Here is a 15,456-nt window from a genome sequence, read left to right as displayed (position 1 = left end):
ATGCTTCGTTGGCTTACTGCCGGGGAATCCCACGGCCCTGAACTCATTGCTGTCATCGAGGGTATGCCCGCTGGCGTGCCGATCTCCCTCGACGCGATCCGAGAGGATCTCGCGCGCCGCAAGCTTGGCTATGGACGCGGTTCGCGCATGAAGTTCGAGCAGGACGAACTCAACATGTCGGGCGGCGTCGTGCAGGGGGTCACCATTGGCGGCCCCGTCGCGATTCGCATCGGCAACACCGAGTGGCCGAAGTGGGCCGAGGTGATGAGCCCCGAGAAGTCTGAGCTTTCTGAGAAGTCCCGTGGGCGTGGGGCTGCGCTCACGCGCCCGCGGCCGGGGCACGCAGACCTCGTCGGTATGCAGAAGTACGGCTTTGATGAGGCCCGGCCCGTGCTCGAGCGCGCGAGCGCTCGCGAGACGGCCGCGCGAGTCGCGCTCGGCGCGGTCGCACGCTCGTTCCTGCAGGAGCTCGGCATCAGGCTTGTGAGCCACACGGTCTCGATCGGCGACGTCGTCGCGCCCGCAGAGGCCGCGCTGCCACGCCCCGAAGACGTCGCTGCGCTCGACGCCGACCCGCTGCGGTGCTTCGACGCCGCGACGAGTGCGCGCATGGTCGAAGAGGTCGACGACACGAAGAAGTCGGGCGACACGATTGGCGGCATCGTCGAGGTGCTCGCCTACGGGCTGCCCCCGGGGCTCGGCTCTTACGTGCACTGGGATCGGCGACTTGATTCGCGCCTCGCTGGCGCACTCATGGGCATTCAGGCGATCAAGGGGGTCGAGGTCGGCGACGGCTTCGAGACCACCCGCCGTCGCGGCTCTGTCGCCCACGATGAGCTTCACCTGCGCGACGGCGAGATCGTCCGCGAGACGGGGCGCGCGGGTGGCATCGAGGGCGGCATGACGACCGGGCAGGTACTGCGCGTTCGCGCGGGCATGAAGCCCATCGCCACCGTGCCTCACGCGCTCCCTACCATTGATGTCGCGACCGGGGAAGAGGCGAAGGCGCACCACCAGCGCTCTGACGTCTCGGCTGTTCCCGCTGCCGGTGTTGTTGCCGAGGCGATGGTCGCCCTCGTGCTCGCCGAGGCAGTCGTGGAGAAGTTCGGGGGCGACAGCCTCCGTGAGACGAAGCGCAACCTCGACAGCTATCTCGCAGAGATCCCGACGCAACTCGCGACCGCCCGCGAGTCGTGAGCGGCTCGCGCAGGGCCGGGCGGCCGGCGGGAGCTCCCGTCGCCGCGCCAAAGCCCGCGCCTCCGACACAGCCCGTGCGGGTGCAGCCGGCGCCAGGGTCGCAGCCCGCGGCAGCTCGGCCGGCAACGGGCCAGCCTGCCGCGAGCCAGCCTGCCGCGAGCCAGCCTGTTCCGACACCACCGGGCGGAACCGGCGCCTCGCGCTCGCGGCGGCGACGCTCCCAGCGCGGAGGCGGGCGGGGCCAGGCGCCTAGAACTACCGAGGCCACGGCACCAGTCGGTTCAGCGCCGGCGCAGGATCGCCCGACCGCGAAACGACGCAGGCGCCGTCGTGGCGGCGGAAACCGCCTGCCAACGCGCACCATCGTGTTTGTCGGCCCGATGGCCGCGGGAAAGACGAGCCTCGGTCGCCGGGTCGCCAAAGAGCTCGGAATCCCGTTCGTCGACAGCGACGTCGTCTTCGTGCGCAAGCACGGAGCGATTACCGACTTCTTCGCCGCGCACGGCGAGGCCGAGTTCCGCCGTATCGAAGCGGAGATCATTGCCACGGAGCTTGCGCAGCAGGGGACGAGGATCCTCGCCCTCGGTGGAGGCGCTGTCCTCGCTGAGTCGACGCGCGAGTTGCTTCGCGCGCACCCTACGATCCTGCTCATGACGACGCAGGAGGCGGTGCTTCGCACCGCGAACATTTCGCGCCGCCCGTTGCTGCGCGACGACCCGTCGGCCTGGGGACGGATCCTGGCCGAGCGGAAGCCGCTCTACCTCGAGGTCGCCGACGTGACGTTCCGGACTGACCGCGCCGGGAAGGAACAGCTCACCCGACGCGTTGTAGATTGGGCGCGCGCCTACGCGCGACGGGAACGCGCGGCGGCGACCGCTGGGCAAGCGCCCGACAGCGCACAAGCATTCAGCGCCCCGGCAGACAGCGCCCCGGCAGACAGCGCCCCGGCAGACAGCGCCCCGGCAGACACCACAGCAGCGGGGGAGACCCGCACACCGGCCCTTGGAGAGGATCAGGATTGAGCACGCCTACGCAGATCAGTGAGATTACTGTCACGGGGGAGACGAACTATACGATCACCGTCGGGAGGGGCCTCCTTGACCGCGTTCCTGAGGCCCTCGGGTCGCGGGTCGCGAAGGTACTCATCGTGCACACCTCGACCGTGGGGCGACTCGCGGACGAATTGCGCACGTCGCTTCAGGAGCACTACACCGAGGTGATTCTCGCCGAGGTGCCCGATGCCGAGTCGGCCAAGCGCGTCGAGGTTGCGGCTTTCTGCTGGCAGATTCTCGGCCAGGCCGACTTCACCCGCACCGACGCCGTTATCGGTCTCGGCGGCGGCGCGGTGACCGACCTCGCAGGCTTCGTCGCGGCGACGTGGCTGAGGGGTGTGCGACTGATCCAGATCCCGACAACCGTGCTCGGCATGGTCGACGCTGCCGTTGGCGGGAAGACTGGGATCAACACGGCGGAGGGCAAGAACCTCGTTGGCGCGTTCTACCCGCCGGCCGCGGTAATTTGCGACATCGCGCTGCTCGACACGCTTCCCAAGAACGAGATCCTGGCCGGTTTCGCTGAGGTCGCGAAGTGCGGGTTTATCGCTGAGCCTGAGATTCTCGACGTTATCGAGGCGGACGTGGAGCGCGCGACCGACCCAGCGACCCCCGAGTTCCAGCGCGTGGTTGAGCTCGCAGTGGGCGTGAAGGCGCGCGTCGTTTCGGAGGATTTCAAAGAAGGGGGCCTTCGCGAGATCCTGAACTACGGGCACACGCTCGGGCATGCCATCGAGCATGCCGAGCGCTACCAGTGGCGGCACGGGGTCGCGATCGCGATCGGTATGGTCTATGCGGCTGAGCTCGGACGCATGTCTGGCGCGCTGTCGGATGCCGCCGTTGAACGGCACCGCTCGATCCTCACCCTGCTCGGGCTCCCGCTCTCGTACCCCGCTGGCCGCTGGCCGGGGCTGCTCGCTGCGATGCAGCGGGACAAGAAGGCGCGCGCGGGCATGCTTCGTTTTATCGTGCTCGATGAGATCGGCAAGCCCCGTGTGCTCGCGGGCGTCGACGACTCAATGCTGCAGTTTGCGTATCAGGAGATCGCAAGCTAACTCCCTCGCGCAATTCTGGGATTGCGCGTAGACTGGGGGCATGAGTATCGCAATGCCTCACCAGCCCGGCTTCGCTGACGGGTTTCGCATGCTGCTCGGGGCGGCCGGGAACGGCACGCTGCTCGCTGAGCTGCTCGGCGTCAAGCCCTCCCAGGTGACCCGGTGGAAGCAGGGTACCCAGGTGCCGTCGCCAGAATCGGCGCGGTCGATCATGGACTTTGCCTACATCATCGCCCGCGCCGAATCGACGATGCACACGAAGGTGGTGCCGATCTGGCTTGACTCGCCGAACCAGTTCTTGCGCGGTTCGACGCCGCGGGAGTGCATCAAGCTTGGGCGGGTTGCCGAGGTCATTGGCGCGATCGACGCCGAGGATGAAGGTGCGTACGCGTAGGTGCGTCGTCGTGCGTGGGTGTGAGTGGTGGCGTGCGTGATGGTGTGTGGGTGTGAGCCGTGGTTGAGCCAGAATTGACGTCGCTGCGCCTCTTTCGCTGCTACCCCCGCGTGTCGGGTGCGAGGCCCGGAAAGCCCGGCCACTGGTCGTTCGTGCCGCGCCCGCAGTTTCACGGGCGATGGGACAACGCTGACCTCTATGACTCGTGGTATTTTTCTCGGTCGGCCGTTGGCGCGATCGCGGAGAGCTTCTACAACAAGCGGCGGTGGATCCCTGAGGTGTTTCTCACTCCGGCAGACGAGCCGCGGGCGATCGTTGAACTCGAATACACGGGCCCGGCACTCGTTGACCTCGACAACGCGCGGGAATTGCTCGCGCTCGACGTGCGCCCGAGCGCGGTGGTTGTACAGGATCTTGGGGTGACGCAGGCGCTCGCCCGAAGGCTCTTTGAGCAGCGCGGCGCTCAGGTTGGCGGCCTGAGCTGGTGGTCTTCGCAGATGCCTGCGGAGACCTCGGTGCTGCTCTGGGGCGGTGACGGGAAGCCGCCCGCCGGGCTCCGAGTTGTCGGCATCCAGGCGTTGAGTGTGGAGCACCCAGCGGTCGTTGAAGCCGCGAGCCGGCTCTACCGCGAAGTGGGGTAGGGGTGGGCAGGCTCGGCGTGCGGCCCGTACCGTGAATGTCGGTGGTTGGTGTTCTACTTGACACATGCCTACAAATTCGAAGTTTACGAGACAGCAACTCTACGAGATCGACGCGGCCATCACCGAGTTTGAGGTGATGGAGGCCGAGCGCCGCAAGATCGAAGCGAATCAGCTTCGGCGCCTTGCCAGCGCTATGGAAGCGGCGGTGGGGTCGGCCAAGCTGACTCAGGCCGCACGTGACCTTGCCTTTCGATCCCTCCGCATGGAGCTCGCAAGTACGCTCCATGAGGGTGAGCACGCGGCAGAACGACTGCTGCAGCTTGCATACGACGCCCACAGATCGTTCCCTCTCGCGCTTCGCACGCTTGAATCTGGGACAATTTCCCTGAACCATCTGCGAGTCATCGCGGCGGAGGGAGCGCCTCTGACCATCGGGGACGGCGCCCTCGAACGCGAGCGACGCGAGCGCTACGAGGCTCGAGTCCTTGAAGTCGCCCGCGAGGAAAGCCCGAGCAGGCTCCGACCGATTGCCCGCAGGCTCGCGGCGAGCGAGGCCCAAGCCTCGCTCGAAGAGAATCATGAGCGAGCCGTCGCGAAGCGCAGTATTCGTTTGGTTGAGGCCGACGACGGCATGGCCGACCTGATCGCCCACCTGCCTGCGGTGGAAGCTCAGGCGATCTACGACCGGGTCGCCCGGCTCGCAAAGAAGGTCTCGAAGACGGCGGCTGCTGGCGCGGCGACCGGTGTCGGGACGGGGCCGATGACCGCCACAGGTCCTGAGTCGGCATCCGGCGCAGCGGGCGGCAGTGCGTTCCGGTCGATCGACGCGGTACGCGCCGACGTGTTCCGTGACCTGCTGCTCGGAGATGTCGATGGCGGCGGCGACGCGCTCGGAAGCAGAAGGGCAAGCTCGGGCATCGATGGGCGGGTGCAAGTCATCATCCCAGGCCGGCTGCTCACTGAAGACCATGCCGGTGCTGCCGGTGCCACCGGCACCTCCGACGGCACTGCGGAACTCGTCGGCTACGGTCCGATTCCGGCGAGCGTGGCGAAGCGCATCGCGGGTGAGGCCCGCGCGTGGGAACTCGTCACCGTTGACGAAGGGGGCAAGCTGCTCTCGGTCGACAGATACCGACCCACAGCGGCAATGCGGCGGCACCTGGCCGCACGAGATCTTCATTGCCGAGCCCCGGGCTGTCGCGTCCCCGCGCACCGGTGCGAGATCGACCACACGGTCGCCGCGGAAGACGGCGGCCCGACCTCGATAGCGAACCTCTCCCACCTCTGTAAGGGGCACCACATGCTGAAACATCACACCGACTGGCGAGTCAGGCAAGAAGAGGGTGGCGTGATGATCTGGACAAGCCCGACCGGAAGGCAGCACCGCGACAGGCCAGAGAGTCGCGTGAAGTTCCGGCACGCGGAGTAAAACGTTCGAGGGGGAGCGCTGGGAGCAGAGCAGAGCGCTGGGAGCAGAGCAGAGCGCTGGGGCAGAGCAGAGAGCTGAGCCCAGCCCCTCCTAAACCCCTGGAGCGAGCACCGCTCGGCAAGCGAGGTGGAGGGCGAGCCGGGTCTCGGGTGAACTCAGATCGGCTCCGACCAGTTCCTGAGCGCGCTGCACCCGCTGGGCGACGGTGTTTCGGTGAAGGCCGAGCGCGACCGCCGTTGCCTGGATGCCCGACTCGTGGTCGAGGTAGGCTGCGAGCGTGTCGAGGAGCTCGGGTGCCTCGGTGAGTAGCGGAGCGAGAAGTGACTCGGCCGCGGGGAGGAACGTGTCGGTTCCCGTCCACGCAAGCAAGAGCTGTTCGAGGCCAAGACTGTCCACCCGCACGAGGTACCCACTGCTCGACCGTGACGTCGCGATCTTCGCGGCGTCGCTCGCCTCGTTGAGCGTGCGCGCGAGGCCAGTTTCCCCGCTCTGCAGAGACCCGATGCCGAGGGCCACATCGCGCGTACGCCGAAGCTGCTGGTGCACGCCATTCAATGCGGCAGCGAATCGCTCAACCTCGGACGAGGCAGGCGGGTCGGCGAATGTCAGCCACCCGAGCACGCCTCGGCCGCTGATCGCGGCGCGCGACTCGACCGAGACGGCGGCGAGCTCGTGAGACACGGCACGCAACAGTCCAACGGGATCGACGCGCGTGCGGGCGGCGAACTGGAACCCCAGGTGGTAACCCGAGGTGCGCCAGCCGAGCTCGGCCATACGCTGCTGCACGTCGGGGTCACGCGCGCCACGCAGCTCGATGAATGCGCGGAGCAGGTCGGCAGACGACGACGCGTCATTGACGGACGCGAGTTCATCGATGAGGATGCGCGCCGCGACGGCGGGCATCATGATCTCGGCAACGGTCGACAGGGCGCGGAGCTGCACATCGCTGAGCCCCGCGTCAAAGACGGCGAGCCGTAGCCCTTGCCGGGTCGAGCTATCAACGCGTACGGACGCGGCGGCGGCGTCATCAACACGGGCGACGCTGATCCACGGCGCAAAGTCGAGGTTCGCGTGGAGCTCGGGGGAGAGCACCCCGCCCGCTTGCTGCACGGTTCGGGTTGAATCGATGAGGGCGATGCCGTGCCCAATTGCGGCGCAGAGGTGCCCGAGCAGGTCGCCCAGGTCGGCCGCGGGGTACTCAAACGCCTGCGCGACCTTCCGCACATAGTCGATGGTGAGGGCATCGCGCGCCTGCTGCAGTTGCCAGCTTGCGCGCGCAAGCTCGATCGGTCGGGCGACTGAGAGCAGTGTGAGGCCGAGCCGGTCGGCGAGCTTCCGCGCGCCGGGCCCCGCAGACCCGGCATTGCGCACCGCGAGGGCGGCGAATCCGCGATCGCGCACTCGGCGAACGAGGGCGTCCTGCTGCCAGCTCGTCTCGGGTAGGGCCGTGGTGACGATGAGCAGCCCCTCGGTGGCAGATTCGGGCTCGTCGACCGAGACGTTGTGCCAAGTCTCGCTCTTCGGCCCCGCGACGTAGTTGAGCTCGCCGTTGTCGGGATGCGCGAGCAGGCTCGCGAGATCGAGCGACGCTGGCGGGGTGCGCAGGGTGCGTGGGGCTGGCGGGGTGCGCGGGGCGCCTACCATTCGGGATCCAATCCGGACAGTCCGTACGACGACGGGAAGAGCTTGGCTGCGCGCTCGGGGGCATTGCGCCACCAATCATCGGCGGGCAGGGTGAGGATCGCGACGTGCCTGTGCAAGCGTAAGTCGGTCACTTCGATGAGCTCGCGCGAGAGTACATCGATCGCGACGATGTACTCGGGCGCAGCCGCGACGGTCGCGCCATCGACTAGTACCGCGAGGTGCTCGGAGCGCGAGACGAGCCTGATGACGGAACCGTCCATGCCGGTGACTTCCGCGGCGTGAACGTGGGCATCGCGGGCGTCCTGAGTGAGGGTTGCGATCCTGCCCTCGCCGATGAGCGTCGCGCCGAGCCTTGCGGCGAGCGTTGCCACCGGATCCTCGATGGTTTCGCGAAGCGCCCGCCCGATCTCGCGCGAGCGCGCGAGGTGGCCGTGGAGCGATGCGGTGAGGAGGTCGCGGGCGGTGAACCCGGCGAAGAGCACGGCCCCCGCTCCGCCCGCCTGAATCATCGCCGCTCGCATGAGACCGTCGACGTCTTTCGAGCGCTCGGAGGTGACAAGCGCGACGCCGCCGGCGCCGGTTGCGCAGACGGCGAACAGGCCGGGGAGGCGCTCGACGTAGATGCTTGTGCGGTCGAGGGTGGGCACGGCCCGTCCGCTGCAATCAGCGTCAATCACCGCGCGGTCTGGCGCAAACAGGAAGGGCGTGAGCGCGTTCATGCCGCCGGCCTCGAACGAGCAAGCCGCTTCGAGGCGGGCCCCGATCCAGCGCTCTGCCACCGCGATGAGCGGACCGAACTCGTCCCTTCCGGGGAGCCGCTCGCTGAGCAGCAGTGTCGAGCCGGCGAACGCCGGCGCGAAGCACTGGGTCTCGGGTGGTAGCTCGCCCGGGAGGACGGTTTCAACGGGCTCCGCGAAGACGGGCCGCACCATGAGCTCCGTGAGCTTGGGCGACCCGCCGCCTCCCGTGCCGCAGAACGAGGCTCCCGCTGCGAGCAGCGGCAGATCGTCCGCGGTGAGAGTGAGAGCCATGGTTGTAAGCGTAGAGGATGGGGCGGGGAGGCGCTGCGGCTGCGCGGTGAAGCCGGGGCTGCGCGGTGAAGCCGGGGCTGCGCGGTGAAGCCGGGGCTGCGCGGTGAAGCCGCAGCGCCCCCACGCCTTAGACGGGTCGCCCCGCCAGCGTTTCCACGGGAACGAATGTCTCCGTGAGTCCGAACGCGCTCGGGCCGAACGTGTCGAGCGCCTCGGGTGTTCGCATAAGATCGGGCGTTGAGATGCCGAGCACCCGCACGCGCTGGCCGTAACGCAGCCCCTCCGTCGTGATCGGCTCGGCGGTCTCGTGGTCGACGACGCAGATGAGGTCGGGCACAATCGCGAGCAGCTCCTCGCCGCGGTACGCCGTGAGGTTTTCGTTCTGGAACGCGATCACCACGGGATCACCCGAGCCGTCAGTCGCCTCGATGAGTGCCTTGCCTCGTGCGAATCCCTCCGTCGTGCGTCGCTCGACGTCAACAACCTTGCCGACATGCAGCTCGCGAACGTGCGAGTAGAGCGTGGTCGACAGGGTGTCAGCCAGCGCGGCAAAGGGGGAGCGGTGCTGCTCGCGCGCGATCCTGATCGCCCGGCCGAGAGCGAGCGCCATCGACAGGGTGCGCGGGATCGCGGTCCGGCGCACGTCCGCTCCGGTCATCGCGTACTCGGCGATGTGCCCGACCCCGCCGAGCCGAATCGTGATCGCGCGGGCGAACGACTCCATCTGCCGGTTGTCGCTGCCGGTGTCGATGATCACGTGCTCGCCGCGCTCTCCCGCGAGGGCGAGCGGCGAACCCTGCACGCCGTAGACGGCGAACGTCTCCATTGAGAGCTCCGGGAACGCGCGGCCCATGCCGTCAGCGTCAACGACGGGCAGGCCTGACTCGGCGGCGACGATGAGCGGGATCATCGAGTTCACGCCCCCGCACTCGATCGGCATTGTCGCCTCCGCAGTCCGCCCGAGGTGTGCCTCGAGCGTGCGGAGCGCCGCGAGCGGTTCCGTCCCAGCCGGGATCTTCTCGACCATCACGGTCGGGGCGCCCATCTGCGCGGTCGGGATCACGAACATGTCGTCAGCGAGCTCGTCTGGGTCGAGTATCGTGATGCCGCCATTGCCGAGCACCTGTTGCACGAGCATCTGCCCGATGTACGGGTCACCGCCCCCGCCCGTTCCGAGCAGCGTCGCGCCGCGCGCGAGGTCGGGGAGGTCAGCGGCGGTCAGGATCCAGCTCACGCTGTCACCCCCGCGGGCGGTGCGCCTAAGGGCGCCGCGTCTGCGATAGGGCTGCCCGCTCGCACCGTCCCGTCGAAGCGGTGCGGGTCGAGGTCGTACCCGAAGTAGCGCGGCCCGACCATCTCGATCGCTGCGGGCGAGTGCCAGCGCTCGTCGGCCGGCGCGGCGATCACGCGCACCCGCTGGCCGTATCGGAGCCCCTCGGTGGTGACGGGTTCGCCCGTCTCGTGGTCGAGCACCATGATGAGGTCGGGCGTTGTGGCGAGCACCTCGCCGTCGCGCTCGGCGATGAGGTGCTCGTTCTGGAAGAGGAGCGTGAGCGTGCGGCCGTCTTCCTCGATCGTTGCGCGGCCCCGGGCGAAGCCCGCCGTCGTTGCGCGCTCAACGTCGGTGACCTTGCCACCGTAGAGCACGCGGCCGCCAAGGATCTCGGTCGCCCGTTCGACGGCGTCGACCTTCTCGGCGCGGGCGTCTACGATGCCCTTGCCAACGTTCACGCACAGCGAGAGCGAGTCGGCGACGAGCGCCTTCTTCGCGGTCGCGCCAGACATGTGGAAGCCTGACAGCATGATCGAGCAGCCCATCTCGACGGCGGCGACGCGGATGATGCGCTCGCCCCAGGCATTGTCGACGGTGCGGAGCACGCCCACATTGCCCTTCTCGTCGGAGTACGCGAGCGGCGACGAGGTGACGCCGTAGAGCGTGGGCAGCACCATCTGCAACTCGGGGAAGGCGCGGCCCATGCCGTCAGCGTCGAGCACGGGGAGCCCGGTCGCGGCGGCCGCGGCGATCGGGATCGTCGAGTTCACGCCGCCGACCTCGATGCACATGATGTGGGTGATCGGCCTGCCGTAGTGCTCGCTCAGCTCGGTGACCGGCCGCATGACCTCGTCGAGGCTTGGGAGCTTCTCGACCATGACGGTGGGGGCACCGAGCATCGAGACACAGGCGACGACCGCGTCGTCGGGGAGCTCGTCGAGGGTGACGACGGTGACGTCACCGTGCCGCCGCAGCGCCTCCTTTGCGAGAAGCCCGCCGATGTACGGATCGCCACCGCCGCCGGTGCCGAGGACGGCGGAACCGCGTGCGAGGTCGTCGATGTCGTCGACAGAAATCGTCCAGCTCACGATTAGCCCTCCATGCTCAGGTCGCCGACAGCCTTCACGCGGATGCGCGTGGCGTTGCCGGGCAGGTACGGGATGGGTACCTCGTCGAAGTCGATGATTGCGACCGTGTCGGGCTTTGCGCCGGCCGCGACTGCCTTCTCGACGGCCTCGGCGCGCACCTCGGTGATGGTCTTCTCGCGCGCACCCGGGGCGATCGAGTACACCTTGTCGATCTCGCCGCCGACCTGCGCGATGGACGCCCCGATCGCGTTCGCGACGGCATAGTTCTCGGGCTTCGAAACCTCGCCGAAGATGGGGAGCACGTCGGGGAGCAGCACGGAACCGCCGCCGACGGCGACAACCGGGATCGGATCAGGCGAGGTGCGCATCCGGTCGACCGCTTCGGCAACGCGCTCCGCGATCCGGTCGAGTACACGCTGTACGAACGCGGAGTCAAGGTGCGCGACCTTCGACGCATCGCCGATGCTCGCGCGGCCGGCAGCGACAGCGATGTCAGTCGCGGTCAGAACGTCGCCGCCGAACACGAGCGCCTTTGTCGAGAGCTGGTAACCGACGGACTCGGGGCCGACCTCGGCGGTCTCGGTGTCAACGATGCTGCCACCGCCGATGCCGAGTGAGAGCACGTCGGGCATCCGGAAGTTCGTGCGTACGCCGGCGACCTTCACCTCGTTCGCGGTCTCGCGGGGGAAGCCGTTGATGAGCAGCCCCACGTCGGCCGTCGTACCGCCGACATCGATGACCGCGCAAGTCTCGAGCCCGCTGGTGAGCGCTGCGCCACGCATGGAGTTCGTGGGCCCCGAAGCGAAGGTGGCGACGGGGTAGCGGCGTACGTAGTCCTCATCCATGAGGGTGCCGTCGTTCTGGCTCAGGAAGATCGGTGCTTCGATGCCCTCGGCGCGGACCGCGGCGGTCAGGCCATCGACGATCTCAGACGCGAGCTCGCGGAGCGCGGCGTTGATGACGGTCGCATTCTCGCGTTCAAGGAGCCCGATGCGGCCGATCTCGTGCGAGAGGGAGATCGCGACGTCATCACCGAGCACCTCGGAGACGATGCGTGCAGCCTCGACCTCGAGGTCGTGGTTGACCGGGCTGAAAACCGACGAGATTGCGACCGAGCGGATGCCGTGCTCGCGCATGTCTGCGGCGTGGGCGCGAAGCTCTTCGGGGTTGAGCGGGCTGATGGGGCGACCGTCGAACTCGTAGCCGCCGTGCGCGAGGTAACTGCGGGCCTCGATGGCGCCCTTCAGCTCCTCAGGCCAGTCGACGAGCGGCGGCAGCGCCTGAGTCGCGGGCAGGCCGAGGCGGAGCGCAGCGGTGGGGGCGAGGCGTTTCGCCTGGACGAGCGCGTTGATGAAGTGGGTCGTGCCGATCATCACCGCCGAGATGTCTGCGCCCTCGAAGCTGTTCTTCTCGCGGAGCCCCTGGATGGCCTGGATGATGCCCGCCGTCACGTCAGGGGTGGTGGAGTGCTTGATGCCGACGAGCGTCTCGCTGCCCTTCATGAGCACTGCGTCGGTGTTGGTGCCTCCGACGTCGATCCCGATATGCATGGTTCTCGCTTTCGCTGTGAGTGGGAAAAGGGGCTATGCCTGGTTTGGCTGGGCGCTATGCCTGGGTTGGCTGGGCGCTATGCCTGGGTTGGCTGGGCGCTATGCCTGGGTTGGCTGGGCGCTATGCCTGGCTGGCTGTGGTCTCGGCCTGGCGCGTCTGCACGGTACCGACCGGGCGAACCCAGCCGAGCTTGCCCGCGATGACGTAGAGCACCATGGAGATGAGCAGCGAGAAGACGGCTGGGATGCCCCAGGTGATGAAGTAGCCAGCGACCGACGAAACGAGCCAGATGATGATCGTGGCGGGGACAAGGCGCGGTGCCGTCGCGGGGAGGCGGCCCTCGGCGCGGGATGCCTCGAGCTCGGGGCGCCAGATCTTCACGATGAAGTACTCGGCGACCATGATACCCGCGATCGGCGGGAAAGCGACCGAGAGGAGCATGAGGAACCCCGTGAGCTGGCCGAGGATGCCGGCGGCCGCGAGCACCGAGCCGACGACGCCCAGCACGATCGTTGTTGTTACGCGGTTCAGGTGCTTCCCGAACGCCGTCGAGATGAAGTTCACGAGACCGAGGGTCGACGAGTACAGGTTCCAGTCGTTGATCTTCAGTGTGCCGGTGATGACGATGAGCAGCCCGATGAACCCGACGGAAGACGTGATGATCGCGACGATGTCGCCGCTTGCGGTCGCATGTGCGAGAAGCACACCCGAGAGGCCGATGACGAACTCGCCAAGCGTCACGCCGACGACGGTCTGCTTCACCACGTCGGGGCCCGTGCGGTTGAACCGCGTCATGTCAGCAGAGATGATCGCACCGACGATGAGGCCGCCGGCGACGATGCCGGTGCCCGCCCAGACGCTCATCGCGGGCCCGGGCGGTGGCCCCGTCATGAGCTCACCGATGTCGTGGCGCGAAAGCTCGCTGATCACCGACCATCCGACGAGGATCAGGAACAGCGGCACCGTCACGTTCGCGAGCAGCTGCATGCCCTTGAAACCGAAGGCGACGATCGCGGTCACCGCGAGCCCGAAGAGTAGGCTCCACACCCACACGGGGAAGATGCCGGGCATGAGATTGTCGAGCGACTGCGCCGAGATGGCGGACTGGATGCCGAACCAGCCGATGAGGCTGATGCCGATCGCGAGACCAACGAGGGAGGCCCCAACCTCACCAAAGCCCGTCCACTTGGCAAGCAGCGAGGTGTTCAGGCCCTCGCGCTGGCCGATGAGGCCGACGAACACGATGACGACCTCGAGAATGAGCGAGCCGAGCAGGAAGGCCAGCACTGCATCGCCAAACGTCATCGCGTACCCGAGCGTCGCGCCGAGGAGGAACTGGGAGAGCGCCGACACCTGGCCGAATCGCTGCACTGCGATCCCGAACCAGTGTTTGCGGGAGGACTGGGGCACTCTCGAGAGGGCGAAATCGTCGCCGTGCGTGCTGCTTGCCATGAGCATCCTTGCCTAGGAGTGGAAGTGGTCTCCGCCAGGCTATGTGCGCCCCCGCTGCGCGTCAGTATGCGGTGTGCACTTCTATCGGGAAGAAATGTGCGAACTGCACTTCTCGCGAGATGGGCGCGGGGCTGTCGTGATCTGTGTTAACCCCGTGCCCCAGCAAGAAAGCCCTGTGACCGGAGGATGAGCGTGAGCACCTGGCGATCCTCCGCGTGCATGACTCCGTCGACGAAGCGGTCGAGTGCGTGGTCGAGCGTCACCTGCCCGCCGCTGCCCGCGACCTTCTGCACGATGGCGACGAGGGTTCGCGGCGCGAGCACGGACTCCTCGAGCCCGGGCCGACCGTCGATCTCGCGCTCGGTCGTGACGAACGTATTGAACCCCTCGCCGTGCGAGCCCGCGAAGACCTGCTGGCTGATGAAAGCCGCGCGAGCCACGCGCTCGAGCTGGTCGACGTCCAAGGGCACCACCCCCGTCTGATCGGCGATTGCGGCGGCAGCGAGCAGCGCGTTCTCGCGAGGGGAGTCGGTGTACTCGCGCCCCGCGTCGGGGTAATGCACCCGATAACTGTTCGCGCCAAAGCGGTTCACGAGTTCGGCGCTCATCCTGTCGATTCCGCGGTAGCGGTGCGGGGTCTGTTCGTTCGCGGTCGCGAGAATCGCGAACCCGTCGGCAATCTTCACGGGCGCGCCATTGTTCTCCTGCACGGCAAACTCCTGGCCCGGCCGCAGCTGCAGGATGCGGTTGAGCCGTTTCAAGAACTCCGACGGCATCGCATTCACCTCGTCCAGGATGACTGGCCTGCCCTCGGTCATCGCCCGGAGCAGCGGCCCCGGCACAAAGACACTCACTGTCGCGCCCCCATCCGAGCGCAACTCGTGGCTGCCGATGAGCTGAGAGCTCGTGATGTCGCCATACCCAGACACGAGCTCGGGCTCGGCGCCGAGCTCCTCGCGCGAGAGGTACTCGGCGAGCGCGGTCTTCGCGCCACCAGTCTCGCCAAGCAGGAGGAGCGGCTCGCCACGGGTGAGCGCGGGCGTCGCCTCAGCGATGATCGCTCGCATTTGGGCGGTGAGGAGGAGCCCTCGGCGGAGCTGCGCGCGGGCCTCACGGATCCGGATCGCCGAGAGCGCCTCAAGCGCCCCGTCTCGAGCGGCTCCATTCGTGAGGCGGGCCGCCAGCCCAGACTCTCGTTCTGCTTCAAGCCTGTCAGCGCGGCTGTGCAGTGTCGCGACCAGGAGTGTCTCGGCCTGGATGAGGGACCGCTTCTCGCGTGCGGCCCCGGTCGCCACGCGGGCTGCCTCGTCGCGCAGGGCCCGCGCGGCAAGCGTCGACCGCCAGGCCTCCACGGCCGCGCGCAGCACCGCGGCGCGCTCGGTGAGTGCTCGGTCAATGAGCTCGCGGCTCTCCGGATCCTCGTAGAGTGCGGCCAGGCGAGCCTCGAGCGCCTGCTGCGCATCTGCGGCGAGCGCCGCGCTCGGAGACGCCGCGCTCGAAGACACCGCGCTCCGAGGCACTGTCGAACCGGCGACGGGGCGGGTGCGCGAGAGTTCCCGGCTGACATCTGCGACCTCTGCGAGCACGGGATGAGCGTCGTACGAGAGCATGGTGCCACGGTACCACTCGGCACGGTACCGGTCGGTCCG

13 protein-coding genes are annotated in these 15,456 nt (G+C 67.9%); 6 read left to right on the top strand and 7 right to left on the bottom strand.

The features are described 5' to 3' along the window. From aroC to FB468_RS03335, 6 genes are all read left to right on the top strand, one after another. Entirely contained in the window at positions 1-1,197 is a 1,197-nt protein-coding gene (aroC, locus tag FB468_RS03360; RefSeq protein ID WP_141886087.1) for a chorismate synthase, read from the top strand. Between the two features lie 365 nt (positions 1,198-1,562). Then, complete coding sequence (locus FB468_RS03355; protein ID WP_246055725.1) at positions 1,563-2,219, top strand: shikimate kinase; 657 nt, start codon at positions 1,563-1,565, stop codon at positions 2,217-2,219. Beyond that, positions 2,216-3,304: a 3-dehydroquinate synthase gene (gene aroB, locus FB468_RS03350; RefSeq protein WP_246055724.1), complete on the top strand. Its 1,089-nt coding sequence runs from the start codon at positions 2,216-2,218 to the stop codon at positions 3,302-3,304. The genes FB468_RS03355 and aroB overlap by 4 nt, the downstream gene beginning before the upstream one ends. A 40-nt stretch (positions 3,305-3,344) precedes the next feature. Further along, complete coding sequence (locus FB468_RS03345; RefSeq protein WP_141886086.1) at positions 3,345-3,698, top strand: helix-turn-helix domain-containing protein; 354 nt, start codon at positions 3,345-3,347, stop codon at positions 3,696-3,698. 59 nt (positions 3,699-3,757) lie between these two features. Next, on the top strand, positions 3,758-4,339 hold the full coding sequence (locus FB468_RS03340) for an RES family NAD+ phosphorylase (protein WP_141886085.1): 582 nt from the start codon (positions 3,758-3,760) through the stop codon (positions 4,337-4,339). Between the two features lie 64 nt (positions 4,340-4,403). Further along, positions 4,404-5,768 carry an HNH endonuclease signature motif containing protein gene (locus FB468_RS03335; RefSeq protein WP_141886084.1) on the top strand — a complete coding sequence of 455 codons (1,365 nt, stop codon included), beginning with the start codon at positions 4,404-4,406 and terminating at the stop codon, positions 5,766-5,768. A 90-nt stretch (positions 5,769-5,858) separates the two neighbouring features. Here the strand turns inward: FB468_RS03335 and FB468_RS03330 are convergent, their stop codons facing one another. The 7 genes from FB468_RS03330 to FB468_RS03300 form a co-directional block, all read right to left on the bottom strand. Beyond that, positions 5,859-7,412 (bottom strand): helix-turn-helix domain-containing protein, encoded by a 1,554-nt coding sequence (locus FB468_RS03330; protein WP_141886083.1) that lies wholly within the window; start codon positions 7,410-7,412, stop codon positions 5,859-5,861. After that, positions 7,406-8,443 carry a DUF917 domain-containing protein gene (locus FB468_RS03325; RefSeq protein WP_141886082.1) on the bottom strand — a complete coding sequence of 346 codons (1,038 nt, stop codon included), beginning with the start codon at positions 8,441-8,443 and terminating at the stop codon, positions 7,406-7,408. The genes FB468_RS03330 and FB468_RS03325 overlap by 7 nt, the downstream gene beginning before the upstream one ends. Before the next feature lie 127 nt (positions 8,444-8,570). Then, positions 8,571-9,677 carry an S-methyl thiohydantoin desulfurase family protein gene (locus FB468_RS03320; RefSeq protein ID WP_141886081.1) on the bottom strand — a complete coding sequence of 369 codons (1,107 nt, stop codon included), beginning with the start codon at positions 9,675-9,677 and terminating at the stop codon, positions 8,571-8,573. Beyond that, positions 9,674-10,804, bottom strand: coding sequence for an S-methyl thiohydantoin desulfurase family protein (locus FB468_RS03315; protein ID WP_141886080.1), 1,131 nt, complete (start codon positions 10,802-10,804; stop codon positions 9,674-9,676). Before FB468_RS03315 ends, FB468_RS03320 begins: the two co-directional genes overlap by 4 nt. A gap of 2 nt (positions 10,805-10,806) precedes the next feature. Then, complete coding sequence (locus FB468_RS03310; RefSeq protein WP_141886079.1) at positions 10,807-12,354, bottom strand: hydantoinase/oxoprolinase N-terminal domain-containing protein; 1,548 nt, start codon at positions 12,352-12,354, stop codon at positions 10,807-10,809. 121 nt (positions 12,355-12,475) lie between these two features. Then, positions 12,476-13,807, bottom strand: coding sequence for a purine-cytosine permease family protein (locus tag FB468_RS03305; protein WP_141886078.1), 1,332 nt, complete (start codon positions 13,805-13,807; stop codon positions 12,476-12,478). A 146-nt stretch (positions 13,808-13,953) separates the two neighbouring features. Continuing rightward, positions 13,954-15,417, bottom strand: a complete 1,464-nt coding sequence (locus FB468_RS03300) for an AAA family ATPase (RefSeq protein WP_141886077.1) — start codon at positions 15,415-15,417, stop codon at positions 13,954-13,956. Between the last annotated feature and the right edge of the window lie 39 nt (positions 15,418-15,456).

The sequence above is a fragment of the Leucobacter komagatae genome, from assembly GCF_006716085.1.
GTDB classification, from domain to species: Bacteria; Actinomycetota; Actinomycetes; order Actinomycetales; family Microbacteriaceae; genus Leucobacter; species Leucobacter komagatae.
The sequence above is the reverse complement of the archived record's forward strand: the minus strand, read 5'-3'. Positions and strand labels throughout refer to the sequence as shown.